This window comes from Streptomyces sp. NRRL S-350 (assembly GCF_000719705.1).
Lineage (GTDB): Bacteria > Actinomycetota > Actinomycetes > Streptomycetales > Streptomycetaceae > Kitasatospora.
The window spans coordinates 78,262-93,971 of sequence record NZ_JOHO01000018.1; the positions used below are offsets into that span (position 1 = coordinate 78,262).

Annotated in this window: 9 protein-coding genes and 1 pseudogene; 2 read left to right on the top strand and 8 right to left on the bottom strand. The window is 73.1% G+C overall.

The features are described from left to right. Positions 1-181: 181 nt before the first annotated feature. The 3 genes from IF30_RS0118545 to nrdR form a co-directional block, all read right to left on the bottom strand. Entirely contained in the window at positions 182-946 is a 765-nt protein-coding gene (locus tag IF30_RS0118545; RefSeq protein ID WP_030239357.1) for an SDR family oxidoreductase, read from the bottom strand. A 155-nt stretch (positions 947-1,101) separates the two neighbouring features. Beyond that, entirely contained in the window at positions 1,102-3,987 is a 2,886-nt protein-coding gene (locus IF30_RS0118550; protein WP_030239360.1) for a vitamin B12-dependent ribonucleotide reductase, read from the bottom strand. A gap of 209 nt (positions 3,988-4,196) precedes the next feature. Next, positions 4,197-4,697, bottom strand: a complete 501-nt coding sequence (nrdR, locus tag IF30_RS0118555) for a transcriptional regulator NrdR (RefSeq protein ID WP_030239362.1) — start codon at positions 4,695-4,697, stop codon at positions 4,197-4,199. A gap of 344 nt (positions 4,698-5,041) precedes the next feature. On the opposite strand from nrdR, the gene lexA reads away from it, so the two are divergent. Further along, positions 5,042-5,923, top strand: a complete 882-nt coding sequence (gene lexA, locus IF30_RS0118560; RefSeq protein WP_324605640.1) for a transcriptional repressor LexA — start codon at positions 5,042-5,044, stop codon at positions 5,921-5,923. 180 nt (positions 5,924-6,103) lie between these two features. Here the strand turns inward: lexA and IF30_RS0118565 are convergent, their stop codons facing one another. The 5 genes and pseudogenes from IF30_RS0118565 to IF30_RS49390 all read right to left on the bottom strand — a co-directional run bounded on the left by IF30_RS0118565 (position 6,104) and on the right by IF30_RS49390 (position 13,991). Next, positions 6,104-8,227, bottom strand: a complete 2,124-nt coding sequence (locus IF30_RS0118565) for an ATP-dependent DNA helicase (protein ID WP_078891493.1) — start codon at positions 8,225-8,227, stop codon at positions 6,104-6,106. A gap of 12 nt (positions 8,228-8,239) precedes the next feature. After that, a complete protein-coding gene (locus tag IF30_RS0118570; protein WP_030239371.1) occupies positions 8,240-10,063 on the bottom strand; it encodes an IucA/IucC family protein in 1,824 nt (607 codons plus the stop codon). Continuing rightward, the gene (locus IF30_RS0118575) at positions 10,041-11,456 is read right to left on the bottom strand and encodes a lysine N(6)-hydroxylase/L-ornithine N(5)-oxygenase family protein (RefSeq protein WP_030239374.1); all 1,416 of its coding nucleotides are present in this window, start codon (positions 11,454-11,456) and stop codon (positions 10,041-10,043) included. The genes IF30_RS0118570 and IF30_RS0118575 overlap by 23 nt, the downstream gene beginning before the upstream one ends. Positions 11,457-11,619: 163 nt before the next feature. Further along, positions 11,620-12,288, bottom strand: a pseudogene (locus IF30_RS49385) (GNAT family N-acetyltransferase); the annotation flags it as partial. Further along, positions 12,180-13,991, bottom strand: coding sequence for an IucA/IucC family protein (locus IF30_RS49390; protein ID WP_030239377.1), 1,812 nt, complete (start codon positions 13,989-13,991; stop codon positions 12,180-12,182). The pseudogene IF30_RS49385 and the gene IF30_RS49390, both read right to left, overlap by 109 nt. 410 nt (positions 13,992-14,401) lie before the next feature. Here IF30_RS49390 and IF30_RS0118590 point away from each other — a divergent pair, with 410 nt between their 5' ends. Next, on the top strand, positions 14,402-15,613 hold the full coding sequence (locus IF30_RS0118590) for a trypsin-like serine peptidase (protein ID WP_030239379.1): 1,212 nt from the start codon (positions 14,402-14,404) through the stop codon (positions 15,611-15,613). Positions 15,614-15,710: the final 97 nt, after the last annotated feature.

Here is a 15,710-nt window from a genome sequence, read left to right on the forward strand (position 1 = left end):
CGGTTCACCCTTTCGGCCGATCATATCGATTCAGACATTGGCCTCAAGCGGACAACTGACGGCCAATCTCCTTGATTCACGCCGCAGACACCGATTGGCGACGCAACCGCCGCACGAGCGAGTGGCCCGCCTCACAGCCCGGCTGTTCCACCCGCCCCCGGCCCACCTCCCAGCCCCACCCTCAGCGGCTGCCGAACCGCCGCTCCAGCGCCTCCTCGAAGGTCCTCCGGCCCACCGCCCGCTCCGGCGCCAGCTGCCCGCCGCGGCGCAGACCCCGACCCACCGCCCCCGGGATCCACAACGGCAGCAGCACCCGCCGCTTGCCCGCCGCCCCCAGGTACGCCCGGGCCAGCTCCCGGTACGACCGCACCTGCGGCCCGCCCACCTCCGGCGCGAACCCGACGGGCTCCTCCCCCACCAGCCCGACCACCGCCGCGGCCACCTCCCGGACGTCGACCGGCTGGAACCGCACGCCGCTCACCACCGGGAACACCGGCAGCTTCACCGAGGTGTCGAACACCTTCAGCACCAGGTCGTGGAACTGCGTCGCCCGCAGCACCGTCCACCCCAGCCCCGACTCCCGCACCACCCGCTCGCAGGCGAGCTTCGTCCGGTAGTACGCGATCGGCACCCGGTCGATCCCCACGATCGACACGTACACCAGGTGCCGCACCCCCGCGTCGCGCGCCCGCGCCACCAGCGTGCGGACCGCCGCCAGGTCCGCCTTCTTCTGGGTGGTCGCGCAGTCCACCACGACGTCGACCCCGGCCATCGCCGCCGCGATCCCGGCCCCGTCCACCAGGTCGCCGACCACCCACTCGACCCCGTCGCCCCCGCCCCGCGCCCGCCGGCTCAATCCCCGCACCGCCACGCCTCGCGCCAGCAGCCGCACCACCTCCCACCCCAACGTCCCGGTCGCCCCGGTCACCAGCACCGTCCCGTTCATCAGGCCGTTCCTTCCGTCGAGTCGCCTTTCCCCTACGGACCGGCCACCGCCCGGATCCGTGACATCGGCTCCCGGAGAACGCGAAAAGCGGGGCGAGGACCGTGGTCCTCGCCCCGCTTCGTGGGTTCACCTCAGGAGGCGAACACCGGAGTGGTTCAGCTGCAGCCGCTGGTGGAGCCGCAGCCCTCGCAGAGGTAGCAGCTGCCGGCGCGGCGCATCTTGGTGCCGCAGGAGAAGCAGAGCGGGGCGTCGGCGTTGAGGCCGAGCTGGATCTCCATCAGCTCCGTGGAGTTGTGGGCCTGCTTCGGGGCCGGCTTGGGCGCCTCGACCGCCGGGGCGGGCTTGGCGACCACCGGGGCCGACTGGGCGAGGGCCTCGGTGTCGACCTCCTCGGCCTCCAGCGGCTCGTACGAGCCGGTCTCCAGGTGGCGCTGGCGCTCCTCGACGGAGTGGATGCCGAGCGCCGAGCGGGTCTCGAACGGCAGGAAGTCCAGCGCCAGGCGGCGGAAGATGTAGTCGACGATCGACTGCGCCATCCGCACGTCCGGGTCGTCGGTCAGGCCGGCCGGCTCGAAGCGCATGTTGGTGAACTTGGAGACGTAGGTCTCCAGCGGGACGCCGTACTGCAGGCCGACGGAGACGGCGATCGAGAAGGCGTCCATCATCCCGGCGAGGGTCGAGCCCTGCTTGGACATCTTCAGGAAGACCTCGCCGAGGCCGTCGTCCGGGTAGGAGTTGGCGGTCATGTAGCCCTCGGCGCCGCCGACGGTGAAGGAGGTGGTGATGCCGGGACGGCCCTTGGGCAGGCGCTTGCGGACCGGCCGGTACTCGACGACCTTCTCGACCGCGGCGACCGGCGCCTCCGCGGCCTTGGCCTCGGAGTCCTTCTTCTTGGCCGAGAGCGGCTGGCCGACCTTGCAGTTGTCGCGGTAGATGGCGAGCGCCTTGACGCCCATCTTCCACGCCTCGAAGTAGATCTCCTCGATCTCCTCGACGGTGGCGGACTCGGGCATGTTCACGGTCTTGGAGATGGCGCCGGAGATCCACGGCTGGATCGCGGCCATCATCCGCACGTGGCCCATGGCCGAGATGACGCGCTCGCCCATCGCGCAGTCGAACACCTCATAGTGCTCGGGCTTCAGGCCCGGCGCGTCCACGACGTTGCCGTGCTCGGCGATGTGGGCGACGATCGCCTCGATCTGCTCGTCCTGGTAGCCGAGGCGCTTGAGGGCGCGCGGGACGGTGCCGTTGACGATCTGCATCGAGCCGCCGCCGACGAGCTTCTTGAACTTGACCAGGGCCAGGTCGGGCTCGACGCCGGTGGTGTCGCAGTCCATCATCAGGCCGATGGTGCCGGTCGGGGCGAGGACCGAGGCCTGGGCGTTGCGGAAGCCGTTCTGGGCGCCGATCCGCAGGACGTCCTGCCAGGTCTTGTTGGCCGCCAGCCAGACCGGGGCGTCCAGTTCGTCCATCGAGACGGCGTCGAGCGAGGCGTCCGCGTGCTGCTTCATGACCCGCTGGTGGGCGGCCGCGTTGCGGGCGTAGCCCTCGTACGGGCCGACGACGCCGGCGAGTTCGGCGCCGCGGCGGTAGGCGGTGCCGGTCATCAGCGAGGTGACGGCGCCGGCCAGGGCGCGGCCGCCCTCGCTGTCGTAGGCGTGGCCGGTGGCCATCAGCAGGGCGCCGAGGTTGGCGTAGCCGATGCCGAGCTGGCGGTAGGCGCGGGTGGTCTCGCCGATCTTCTCGGTGGGGAAGTCGGCGAAGCAGATGGAGATGTCCATCGCGGTGATGACCAGCTCGACGACCTTGGCGAAGCGCTCGGCGTCGAACACGTCGTTGCCGTCGACGGTGTCGTCGCGCAGGAACTTCATCAGGTTGAGCGAGGCGAGGTTGCAGCTGGAGTTGTCCAGGTGCATGTACTCGGAGCAGGGGTTGGACGCGTTGATGCGGCCGGACTCCGGGCAGGTGTGCCAGTGGTTGATGGTGGAGTCGTACTGGATGCCGGGGTCGGCGCAGGCCCAGGCGGCCTCGGCCATCTTGCGGAACAGCTTCTTGGCGTCGACGGTCTCGATGACCTCGCCGGTCATCCGGGCGTGCAGGCCGAATTCGGTGCCGTTCTCGACGGCGGTCATGAATTCGTCGTTGACGCGGACGGAGTTGTTGGCGTTCTGGTACTGGACGGAGGCGATGTCGTCGCCGCCGAGGTCCATGTCGAAGCCCGCGTCGCGCAGGGCGCGGATCTTCTCCTCCTCCTTCACCTTGGTCTCGATGAAGGCCTCGACGTCGGGGTGGTCGACGTCGAGGACGACCATCTTCGCCGCGCGGCGCGTGGCGCCGCCGGACTTGATGGTGCCGGCCGAGGCGTCGGCGCCGCGCATGAAGGAGACCGGGCCGGAGGCGTTGCCGCCGGAGGAGAGCAGTTCCTTGGAGGAGCGGATCCGGGAGAGGTTGAGGCCGGCGCCGGAGCCGCCCTTGAAGATCATGCCCTCTTCCTTGTACCAGTCGAGGATCGACTCCATGGAGTCGTCGACGGACAGGATGAAGCAGGCGCTGACCTGCTGGGGCTGCTTGGTGCCGACGTTGAACCAGACCGGCGAGTTGAAGCTGAACACCTGGTGGAGGAGGGCGTAGGTCAGCTCGTGCTCGAAGACGTCGGCGTCGTCGGTGGTCGCGAAGTAGCCGTGCTTCTCACCGGCGGCGCGGTAGGTGAGGACCACGCGGTCGATGATCTGCTTGAGGCTCCACTCGCGCTGCGGGGTGCCGACGGCGCCGCGGAAGTACTTGGACGTGACGATGTTGACGGCGTTGACCGACCAGAAGTCGGGGAACTCGACGCCGCGCTGCTCGAAGTTGACCGACCCGTCACGCCAGTTGGTCATGACGACGTCACGGCGTTCCCAGCGGACCTCGTCGTACGGGTGCACGCCAGGAGTGGTGTGGATGCGCTCCATCCGGAGGCCGCCCTTCGGGGCCTTGGCGCCCTTGGCCGCGGCCTTGTCGGACTTCGACCCGCGTGCGGAACCGCTCGTGGTGTCTGTCACTTCTCGCTCCTCCTCCTGGGCAAACGCCCGAAGTGCCCCGAAAAGTCCGGGCACCGCTGGTTCGTTCTTCCGGTGTGCGGGCAGGCGGGCACGCTGCCTGCTTGCGCACGGTTTGTAGTGTTCTGCGCCCCGTTTCCGGGCACGCCGGGGCCCCGCAGGGCCGATGTGGTGCGGCTGGGCCCGCTCGGGGGCCGGTGTGCCGACGCCTCCTAGGGCGCGGCGGCGGAGACGGACACGCAGGCGTCGTCCGTCTCCGGGGTGCGGGGCCGTTCCGCGCGGAGTTCCGCGATGGCGGCCTCGAAGTCTTCCAGTCCGTCGTACGCCTGGTACACGCTGGCGAACCGCAGGTAGGCGACCACGTCGAGTTCCTTGAGCGGGCCGAGTATGGCCAGCCCGACGTCGTGGGTGGTCAGCTCGGCGTTACCGCTGGCGCGCACGCACTCCTCGACCCGCTGGCCGAGCTGGGCCAGCGCGTCCTCGGTGACCGGGCGGCCCTGGCAGGCCTTGCGGACGCCGGTGATGACCTTCTGCCGGGAGAACGGCTCGGTGACGCCGCTGCGCTTGACGACCATCAGCGCCGCCGTCTCCACCGTGGTGAAGCGGCGGCCGCAGTCCGGGCACTGCCGACGACGGCGGATGCAGCTGCCGTCCTCGGTGGTCCGGCTGTCGACAACGCGGCTGTCGGAGTGCCGGCAGAAGGGGCAGTGCACCTCGGGGATCCCTCCCTGGCAGAACGTGCGGACCCACTGAGTCTATGCGATGCGCCCCCGGCCTCGGCAAGCTGATCATGTGGCGCGACCACTAGTACTGGGCACGCAGAGGACTGTAGCCACTACATGTAGGCCTCGGGGGGAAGTGACACCCCTGGCGTGTCGGCGCCGATTAGACTGCCGGAGGCAAGTTCGAATCGAACGTTTAATCGATGTACAACAAAGCCTTGATCGAGTCAGCCAACTCCCGAATAATTCACTCGAACGTGTGTTTGGCGCAACCTTTCGATAGGAGGGGCGTTGGGCTGGAAAAGGGGAGAGGACAGCCGTCGAGAGGGGCCGCCGTGAACACGATCGAAAGCAACACCATCCCGGTGCAGGAGCACTCCCAGTTCAAGGTGGGGCAGCGCACCAACAATCAGCAGGGTGTGGACATCAGCATGGACCGCAGCGAAGACCACCGGCTCGCCGGCACGGCCCTTTCCGGCTCGAACCGCGTGCCCGACCAGCCGGTCGAACACCCCCCCGCCCTGGACGACGCCCACGCCTCACCCGCCCGTGCGATGCCCGGCCGCCCCCCCGGCATCCGCACCGACGAGGCCGGCCTCACCGAGCGCCAGCGCCGGGTGATCGAGGTCATCCGGGATTCCGTCCAGCGCCGGGGCTACCCGCCGTCCATGCGGGAGATCGGCCAGGCCGTCGGCCTCTCCAGCACCTCCTCCGTCGCCCACCAGCTGATGGCCCTGGAGCGCAAGGGCTTCCTGCGCCGGGATCCGCACCGCCCGCGCGCCTACGAGGTCCGCGGCGTCGAGGTGGCCCGCCCCAACACCGCCGAGACGGCCGGCCGCCCGTCCACCTCCTACGTCCCGCTGGTGGGCCGGATCGCCGCCGGCGGGCCGATCCTGGCCGAGCAGACGGTCGAGGACGTCTTCCCGCTGCCCCGCCAACTGGTCGGTGAGGGCGAGCTGTTCGCGCTCACCGTGCGCGGCGACTCGATGATCGAGGCGGCCATCTGCGACGGCGACTGGGTCACCGTGCGCCGCCAGCCGGTCGCCGAGAACGGCGACATCGTGGCCGCGATGATCGACGGCGAGGCCACCGTCAAGCGCCTCAAGCGCGAGGACGGCCGGATCTGGCTGATGCCGCACAACCCGGCGTACGAGCCGATCAACGGCGACAACGCGACCATCCTGGGCAAGGTGGTCGCGGTCCTGCGCCGCCTCTGAGCCTCCGGGGCCCGGAGCACACCCGGGGCGGGCCCACGACACCGGGAAGGGGCTCCACCGCGCACGCGGGGAGCCCCTCCGGCGTCCTCCCGGCCGGGCGGAGGCCGGGGGCCCGGGCGGCTTCAACAGCACCCGTCAGCCCAGCCCAGCGGCCCCGCCCCCGCCCCGCGCGGTCGCGTCTCAGCCCCGCTTCACCACCGGCCGCACCGGCGCCGCCGAGGCGTCGATCGCCGCCAGCGAGCGCCGCACCTGGTTGCGGTCCGTGGTGTACCAGAACTCGGGCATCGACGAGCGGAAGAAGCTTCCGTACCGCTTGGTCGCCACCCGCGGGTCCAGCACCGCCACCACGCCCCGGTCGTCCGCCGCGCGCACCAGCCGGCCCGCGCCCTGCGCCATCAGCAGCGCCGCGTGCGTCGCCGCGACGGCCATGAAGCCGTTGCCGCCGCGCTGCTCGACGTCCTTCTGGCGGGCGCTCATCAGCGGGTCGTCCGGCCGCGGGAAGGGGATCCGGTCCATGACGACCAGCTGGCAGGCCGAACCGGGCACATCCACGCCCTGCCAGAGCGAGAGCGTGCCGAACAGGCAGGTGGTCGCGTCCGAGGCGAACTCGCGGATCAACTCGCCCAGGGTGTCCTCGCCCTGGAGCAGGATCCGGTGGTCGAGCCGCCCGCGCATGGCCTCGGCGGCCGTCTGGGCGCCGCGCATCGAGGAGAACAGGCCCAGCGTCCGCCCGCCGGCCGCGCCGATGAGCTCGGCCAACTCGTCCAGCATGTCCGGCCGTTCGGGATCGCGCCCGGGGTCGGCCAGGTGCTTGGCGACGTACAGGATGCCCTGCTTGGGGTACTTGAACGGCGAGCCGACGTCGATCCCGCGCCAGTGCGGCACGGCGTCCTCGCCGAAGCCGGCCCCCGGGTTGTCCCCCGGCGTGCGGACGTCCGGCAGGCGCGTCTCGGAGGGCAGGCCGACGGAGGCGGCGACGCCGTTGAAGTCCCCGCCGAGCTTGAGGGTGGCCGAGGTGAGGACGACCGAGCGCTCCTTGTACAGCCCTTCGCGCAGCAGCCCGGACACGCTCAACGGGGCGACCCGCAGCGAGGCGGTGCCCAGCCCGAAGCGGTCGCTGCGCTCGATCCAGACGACGTCGTACTCGGAGTCCTCCAGCAGCCGGTCGGCGGTCTCGTGCAGCGTCTCCGCCGAGGCCATCGCCTGCTTGCGGACGGCGTCCTCGTCGCTGAGCGCCTTGTCCCTGGTCTCGCCCAGCGAGGTGATCACCTGGCGGGCCGCGTCCCGGATCGCGGTGACGGCGTACGCCAGGTACTCCGGCAGCTCCTCGACCCGGCCGGGCTGGGCGGTCTCCATCAGCCCGTGGAAGTTCTCGGCGGCGGCCTGCAGGGCGTCGACGGCCTTCTCGTTGGCGAGCCGGGCGGCCCGCTTCACCGCCCGGTTGACCGCGCCGACGGTCAGCTCGGCGGTGGCCGCGCCGGTGACCCGGTTGACCAGTTCGTGCGCCTCGTCCACGATCAGCAGCCCGTGCTCGGGCAGCACCGGCGCGCCGTCGATCGCGTCGATGGCGAGCATCGCGTGGTTGGTGACCACGACGTCGGCCAGTTTGGCCCGCTCGCGCGCCTTCTCGGCGAAGCACTCCTGCCCGTACGCGCAGCGGCTGGCGCCGAGGCATTCCTTGGAGGTGACCGCGAGCTGGGCCCAGGCCTTGTCGGAGACGCCGGGGCTCAGGTCGTCGCGGTCGCCGGTGTCGGTCTCGTCGGCCCAGTCGCGCAGCCGCAGCACGTCCTGCCCGAGCTTGCCAGTGGGCCCGCCGAGCGCGTCCACCGGGTCGAACAGGCCCTCGCCCTCGTCGCTCGGGGTGCCCTCGTTGGCCCGGTGCAGGCACAGGTAGTTGGAGCGGCCCTTGAGCATCGCGAACAGCGGGCGGCGGCGCAGCACCGGGTGCAGCGCCTCGACGGTGCGCGGCAAGTCACGCTCCACCAGCTGGCGTTGCAGCGCCAGGGTGGCGGTGGCGACCACCACGCGGTCCCCGTGGGCGAGCGCGGGCACCAGGTAGGCCAGGGACTTCCCGGTGCCGGTGCCGGCCTGGACGAGCAGGTGCTCGCCGTTGTCGACGGCGTCGGCGACGGCTTCGGCCATCCGGGCCTGGCCGGGGCGTTCGACGCCGCCGACGGCCGTCACCGCGGCGTGCAGCAGCTCGGGGATCCGTGAGCGCGGAACGGCGACGGTTTCGTCGGCCTCGTCGCCGAGGTCCGCCGCCCGCTGGGATTCGGAGTCGTGGGGTTCGGAGTCGTTCGTCATGACCCTCCCAGCCTACGGGGCGGGGGTGACAATCCGGTCCCGTTGCGCGGGCAGCCGCACGTCCACGGCCACCAGCGCGTTCGGGACGGTCCCGAACCGGGCGGCGTGCGGGCGGTGCGGGCGGTCCTGGTAGCCGTCGAGGAGCAGCCGGTTGCGGTTGAGGCAGAGCCGGTCGATCCGGGGCCGGAACAGGTCGAACAGCTCGAAGCGTTCCTGCAGCTCGGGGAAGCGGGCCTGGTGGCGGAGGATCTCGGCGCGGAGCAGCGCCCAGAACCGGGCCTCCGGCAGTCCGGTCTGCGCCTCCAGCAGCGGCGCGAGGTAGCGGAAGACGCCGATGAACAGCCCGGAGTGGATGAACTGGCAGAGCCCCTGCGGCGGTTCCCGCAGCAGCACGTCGGCCACCTCGCCCGGCAGGTCGCTCAGCTCGGGGAGGTCCTGCGCGCTGAGATTGACGTCGTCGACGAAGTCCTTGACCGCGAGCCGGGCCGGGGCGTCCCGCTCGTCGAAGACGACGATGGCGTTCTCGCCGTGCGGGGAGAAGACCAGCCCGTACCGGTAGAGGAAGTGCAGCAGCGGCGGCAGCATCGCGGCGAACAGCCGGCCGGTCCACTCGGCCGGGGTGAGGCCGGAGCGGGCGATCAGTTCGGCGGCGAGCGCCCGCCCGTCGGAGCCGGTCTGCAGCAGGGCGGCGAGGGTGCGGGCGCGTTCCCCGGAGTCGAGGGCGGGGCCGAGCGGTTCCCGCCAGATCGCGCCCAGCAGTTCCTTGTACTGGTACGGCGCCTCGGGCATCTCCCCGTACAGGGGGTGGTCGACGGTGACGGAGGCGATCTCGCCGAGCAGGATCACCCGGCACTCGTCGCGCAGGAACGGGTCGGCGTCACGGATCCCGTGCAGCCAGGCGGTGACGGCGGGGGCGGCGAGGGTGCGTTCGGTGGGCAGGCCGCGCCAGACCAGGGTGTTGAGGATCGACAGCGGCAGTTTGACGGTGCAGCGTTCGGGGTGGGCGGTGTTGAAGAAGGTGCGGATGGACTGCTGGGGCAGCCGTGGGTCGCCGTCCGAGGGCAGCGGGACGATCTCTCCGGAGGCGATCCAGGGCGCGAACAGCGGCAGGATCGTCTCGTCCCACTGCCAGGGGTGGACGGGCAGCAGCAGGTAGTCGTCGGCGTCCGGGCCGAGCGCGGCGCGCAGCGCGTCCACGTCGTCCAGCTCGCGGGCGTACAGCTGCTCGGGCCGTTCCAGGCCTGGCACGCCGCGGTACTCGGCGAGCCGGCGGTGGACGGCGATCCAGGGCAGCGGGCGGGGGCTGCGGGCCTCCGGGGCCCAGCGGGCGGCGTCACCGGCGGAGAAGCCGATCCGGCCCTTGTTGGGGACGATCCAGGGGTGGCCGCCCTGCCGGCCCTCCAGTGCGGCGTGGTCGAGGTCGGCGAGTTCGGCGGCGGTGAGCGCGGTGGCGAGCTGGCGGGCGTCGGCGGTCAGGGTGGCGGAGAGCTCGCGGATCAGGTGGGCGGTGGTCTCGCCGCGCATCCCGAGGGTCTGCCGGGCGTACGGGAGGAAGCGCAGCGGGTCCAGGCCGTCCGGTTCGGAGCAGCGGATGGACTCCGGGTCGACCTGCCAGCCGTCGTAGGCGCCGCGCCGGGCGGTGAAGCGGTAGTCGAGGCCGGGCAGCGGGAGCAGGTACTCGCCGGGCACGGCTCCGGGGAGTGGTTTGAGCAGCTCCTCGTAGGCGAACTCGCCGAGCATCTTGGCCAGCAGGGCGCGGCCGGCCCGCTGCCAGTGCCCGGCGGTGAGGTGCGGGGGCAGGTGGAGGGGCGGTTCAGCGGCCGACTGTTGCGGCACGGGTCAGCTCCTGGGGGCGGGGGAGGACGGGGGTCTGCTCGAAGGGGGTGGAGGCGGGGGCGGGTGGCGGTGCGAAGCCGGTCCAGGCGGTGCGGCCGGGCAGCCGGTGGACGGTCCGGCCGGTGACGGCATTGAGGATCACGGCGGCCCGGTGGGCGCCGAGCCCGAGGTCGGGCGTGCCGACGCCGTGGGTGTGCAGTTCGGCGTTCTGGACGTAGAGGCCGCCGGCGAGGCCCGGCCGGGTGGCGACCCGGTGGTCGAGGTCGACGCGGTAGCGCCCGGCCTCGTCCCAGTCGATCAGGGGGGCGAGGGGCTCCAGCGCGGCCGGGCGGGCGGCCCGGTAGCCGGTGGCGAGCACCACGGCCTCGGTCCGCAGCACGTGCTCGGCACCGGAGTCGGTGTGCCGGCAGCGCAGTTCGAGGCCGCCGCACGGTCCGGGCCGGGCGTCGGTGACGGCGGTGCCGGGGGTGATCTCGACCGGGGCGGTGTCGATCGGGCGGCCGATGGTGCGCTCGTAGAGGTGGTCGTGGATCTCGGCGAGGGTCTCGGCGCTGGCGGCCTTGTGCAGTTGCCACTGGGCGTCGACCAGGGTGTCCCGGACGGGCCCGGGCAGGCTGTGGAAGTAGCGGGTGTAGTCGGGGGTGAAGTGCTCCAGGCCGAGCTTGGAGTACTCCATGGGTGCGAGGGCGCGGCTGCGGGTGAGCCAGCGCAGCCGGACGCCGTCGTCACCGTGCCGCCGGAGCAGGTCGAGGAAGACCTCGGCGCCGGACTGCCCGCTGCCGACGACGGTGACGTCCCGGGCGCCGGTCAGGTCGGCGCGGCGGTCGAGGTAGTCGGCGGAGTGGAAGGCGCGCGGGTGGCCCGCGAGGGGGGCGAAGGCCTCGGGCAGCACGGGCCGGGTGCCGACGCCGAGGGCGAGGTTGCGGGCCCGTACGAAGGAGCGGCGCCCGGTCGCGGTGTCGGTCAGCTCGGCGCGGTAGCACGGGCCGTCCTCCGCTGTCGGCGCCCAGTGCAGGGCGGTGACCTCGGTGCCGAAGCGGCAGTTGGCCAGCCGCTCGGCGGCCCAGCGGCAGTAGTGGTCGTACTCGCGGCGCGGCAGTTGGAAGCGCTCGGCGAAGTAGAACGGGAACAGCCGCTCCTGGTCGCGCAGGTAGTTGAGGAAGGACCACGGGTTGGTCGGGTCCACCAGGGAGACCAGGTCGGCGAGGAACGGCACCTGCATCCGGGCCCCGTCCACCAGCATCCCGTGGTGCCAGCGGAACTCCGGGCGCTGGTCGCAGAAGAGGGTGCGCAGGCCGGGGACGGGTTCGGCGAGCGCGGCGAGCGAGAGGTTGAACGGGCCGATGCCGACGCCGAGCAGGTCGTACGGCGGCGGGGAGGCTGGGGTATCCACGGGTGTCCTAGGCGGGGTCGGGGCCAGGCGGGGCCGGAGCCGGGCGGGGCCGGGCAGCGGGGCCGGAGTCGGGCGGAGCCGGGGCTGGGCAGCGCCGGTGCTGGGCTGGGCCTGGCGGTGTCGGGACCGGCCGGGGTCGGGAGCGGGCCGGCAGCGGGGACGAGGCCGGCGGCCGGGCCCGGGTGCGCACCATCAGGGCGGCGCGCTTGCCGGGCAGGTCGAGTTCGCCGGCCGTCCGGAACCCGGCCCGTTCGAAGGCCCGGACCGAGCGGCGGTTGCGGACGTCCGGTTCGGCCACCACCCGTTCGCAGTGCGGGCGGCGGCGCAGGATCCGCTCCGCGAGGGCGGCCAGCAGGACGGCGCCCAGTCCCCGGCCCCGGCTGGCGGCGGGGCCGAGCAGCAGGTGGACGCCGGTGTCGTGCGGGCGGGCGGGGTAGTGGGCGGCCAGCGGGTCGAGGTCGGCGCGGTACACCTCCCAGTAGCTCATCGGCTCGCCGTCGAGCAGGCCGAGGCACGGGACGCTGCGGCCGTCGCCGTCCAGTTGGGCCCGCAGGTGCCCCTCGGTGCGCTCCGGCGGGCCGGCGAGCTCCCAGAAGGCGGCGACCTCGGGGTCGTTCATCCACCGGGCGAGCAGGCCCAGGTCGGCGGGCAGCCGGACCGGGCTGAGCTCGAACTCGCCGGCCGGGGTGGGGATCGCGCCCCACCCGGGCACGTCGTCCTGCATCAGGCACCCGCCACCGGGTTGGGGATGTCCACGTACACGGACTGGGTGGCGACCGGGCCGACCAGCTCGTCCAGGCCGTTGATCCGGGTGAGCAGGTTGGCCTTGCAGGGCAGGGTGGGCGCGTCCAGCAGCAGCGCGGGCAGCGCCGAGCCGGTGGCGGCGGCGGCCGGTCCGGCCAGGAACCGCCGCAGCGCGGCCAACAGCACGGTCTCGTCGGCAAGTTGCTGCGAGCCGAGGGCGCCGATCAGGCCGAGGACGTGGTTGATGCCGAGGTAGTAGGCGAAGTGGTGGTCGATCACCGGGTCGGGCAGGAAGGTGTCGCTGTCGGCGCCGAGCCCGGGCAGCCGGGCGGTGAGCCGGCCGGCGGCGCTCTCCCGGTAGTAGTAGCCCTGGTTGTCGCGGTAGCGGCCGCCGTTGGGCCAGCCTTCGGCGTCCAGCAGGACCAGGCTGTTCTGCTGGTGCGCCTCCAGTGCGATGCCGGCCCGGCCGTCCAGCCAGAGGATGGGCAGCACGACCGCGTCGAGGTAGCGCAGGAACCATTCGGCGGCCACGGTCGACAGCGGGCGGCCGCAGCGCGCGGCGAGCGCCCGCAGGAGGTCGCCGAGCCGGGAGGGCACGGTGTCGCCGGTGCCGAGGGGCTGTTCGGCGACCAGCCCGGCGACGCACAGCACGCGCTCGGCGGGGGCGAAGGGCTGTGCGCGCAGCACGGTGTCGAATCCGCCCGGGTCGCCGAGCGCGGGGTGGTCGACGCCGATCCAGGCCGGGTCGCGGACGATGTCGAAGCCCGGGTGGGCGGCCCGCCACTCGGCGGCCAGTCCGCCCTCCAGCAGCCGGTGCATCTCCAGGCCTCGGTGCAGTTCCTTGCGGAGGTTCTCCCGGCGGGAGTTGGTGATCCGCAGGCCGAGCGAGAGCTTGAGCATCCACGGGGTGCCGGGCCGGTAGACGGTGCGCACCGAGGAGGTGGGGTGCCAGGGTTCGCCGGCCGGGCCGAGGTCGTGCAGCAGTCCGTCGGCGAGCAGGGAGGCGACGGCCGGGCGGTGGGCGAGTTCGCGGGCCTGCCAGGGGTGCAGCGGCAGGGCGGCGGTGCCGGGGGGCAGCGCGAGGTCGCCGCCGAGCAGTCCGGCGGTGAGCTGCTCGGCGCCCCGGGCGGCGGCGGAGCCCGCGGCGAGCAGTGCGCGGTCCACGGCGTACCAGTGGAGCTGGAAGGAGCCGTGCAGTTCGGGCGAGTAGGCGGCGCTCTGGGCCGGCCCGAGGCCGTCGCGGCTCTTCGGGGTGGGGTGCAGCGGGTGGCCGAGCAGCAGGGACTGCTCGGCGGCGAGGAACCGGGAGCGCTCCGGCCCGCCGGGCTCGGGGGCGGTGCGGCGGTGCGCGAGGATCTCGGCGGTGCGGACGACCGAGTCGGCGACCCGGGCGGCGAGGTCGGCGACCTGTCCGGGGTCGGGCCGGTCGGCGGCCGCGGCGGCGAGCAGCGCGGCGGCGGTGACGGCGTCCACGGGGGCGGCGCAGCCCTCGTCCGCGGCGGTTCCGCCGGCCGCGAGGGTGGCGGGGCCGAAGCGGTGCCAGCCGCCGGGCGACCAGTAGCGGACGGGGGCGGTGAGCCGGGCGGCGCCGCCGAGGACGGCGATCCGCAGCCGCCCGTCCGGGCCGGGGCGGGCGCCGGTCTCCCGGGTCCAGCAGCGCAACAGGGCTTCCAGCGCGGCCTGTTCGGCGGCGATGGCCGGGTCGGGGTGCAGCAGCGGGTCGGGCTCGGCGGCGGTCCGCGGCACGGACAGCGGCGGCGCGGGCGGGGCTCCGGTGAGGGCGGTGCTCAAGGCTGCTCCTTGGGACGCGTGGGGGTGCCGACGCGCACGGGTCGGAGGGGGGAACCGGCGGGCGCTCGTGCCGTCGCGTCAGGTAAGGGTTACCTATCCCTGACGGGTGATCACAAGGACGGCTCACTCGTCCGGGTGAAGATCGGTGATTGTCCACCGCCACCGCGGGAGGCCCTGCTGTGCCAACGAGCCGAACGCGTCCGCGTCACGGATCGGTGACCTCCGGCCGGCTGCGGAACCCGGGGGGCGGGCACGGCCGTCCTCGTCGGCGATGGGAGACTCCGGGGCGGCGAGCGGCCGTGCCGCGCACCGCCCGAGCACCGGTCGAAGCACCGACCGGGCGGACACGGACCGCCCGAACCACAGACCGCCCGAGCACAGACCGCCCGAGCACAGGGGGAAGCGCACAGATGCCAACGATCCACCGGTCAGCCCTGGCCGCCGCCGTGGTCGCCGGAACCCTGGTCGCCGTGAGCGCCTGCGGGCCCGACGGCCCGGCGGGCGACGGGGGAGGCGCCGCCGCGCCGCCGCCCTCCTCGGCCGCGGCGGCCGGCGGCGGGCCGATCGGCGGCATCACCCTGCCGTCGGGCCTGCCGACCAGCCTGCTGGAGGGCCTGCCGAGGAGCTGGGACGACCTGAAGAAGTGGAAGTTCGAGGACTGGGACACGTGGGCGTCCAAGCACGTCTTCAACAACCCGGTGGTGAAGGACTTCTGGGATCCGGACAAGATGGGCGACTCCAAGCCCGCCGAACCGGCGCCGCCCGCCGCCAAGCCCTCCCCGACCGCGGCCAGGCCCTCCCCCGCCGCCTCCGGTCCCGCCTCCGACGACGGCGTGACGGATCCTGACCCGCCGGCGGTCAAGGCCGTGGCGGTGCCCCGCCCGTACACGGGCCAGCCCTCCGGCAAGGTGTTCTTCTCCGCCCAGGGCGGCCGCGGCAACTGTTCGGCGACGGTGATCACCGACCCGCAGCACCCGGGCCGGAGCAACCTGGTCTGGACGGCCGGCCACTGCGTGCACGAGGGCAAGGGCGGCAGCTTCTACAAGGACCTGGTCTTCGTGCCCGCCTACAACAACTCGGGCGCCTCCAGCGGCGGCCGGAAGGCCCCGCTCTCCGAGCTGGCCCCGCTCGGCACCTGGTGGGCCGACCAGGTCACCACCTCGCCGCAGTGGATGGTCGAGGGCGGCGGCACCGGCGGCGCCGCCAACCAGTACGACTTCGCCGTCATGCGCGTGCGCAACCAGAACGACACCGGCAAGTCCCTGGAGGAGACGGTCGGTTCGGCCGTCCCGGTGTGGTTCGACGCCCCGCGCGACAAGCTCGCCGTGTCGGCCGTCGGCTACCCGCTCCTCAAGCCGTTCGACGGCCAGGAGCTGTACAAGTGCGACGGCGGCAAACCGGCCCGGCTCTCGTTCGACGCCAAGCGCCCCTCGATGCTCACCATCGGCTGCACCATGACCCAGGGCTCCAGCGGCGGCGGCTGGTTCGCCACCATGCCGGACGGGAGGACCGCCCTGGTCAGCAACACCTCGATCGGCACCCAGGAGCACACCTCGCTGAGCGGCCCGTACCTGGAGACGGTCGCCAGGCAGGCCCTGGACTGGATCTCCAGGAAGCCGTAGCCGCCGCGGGGAGCGGGCCGGGCACGGGCCACACGCGCACCGGCACGACCGGCACGGGGCGCACGCGGTACGGGAAGACGGGCACAGCACGGGGGAC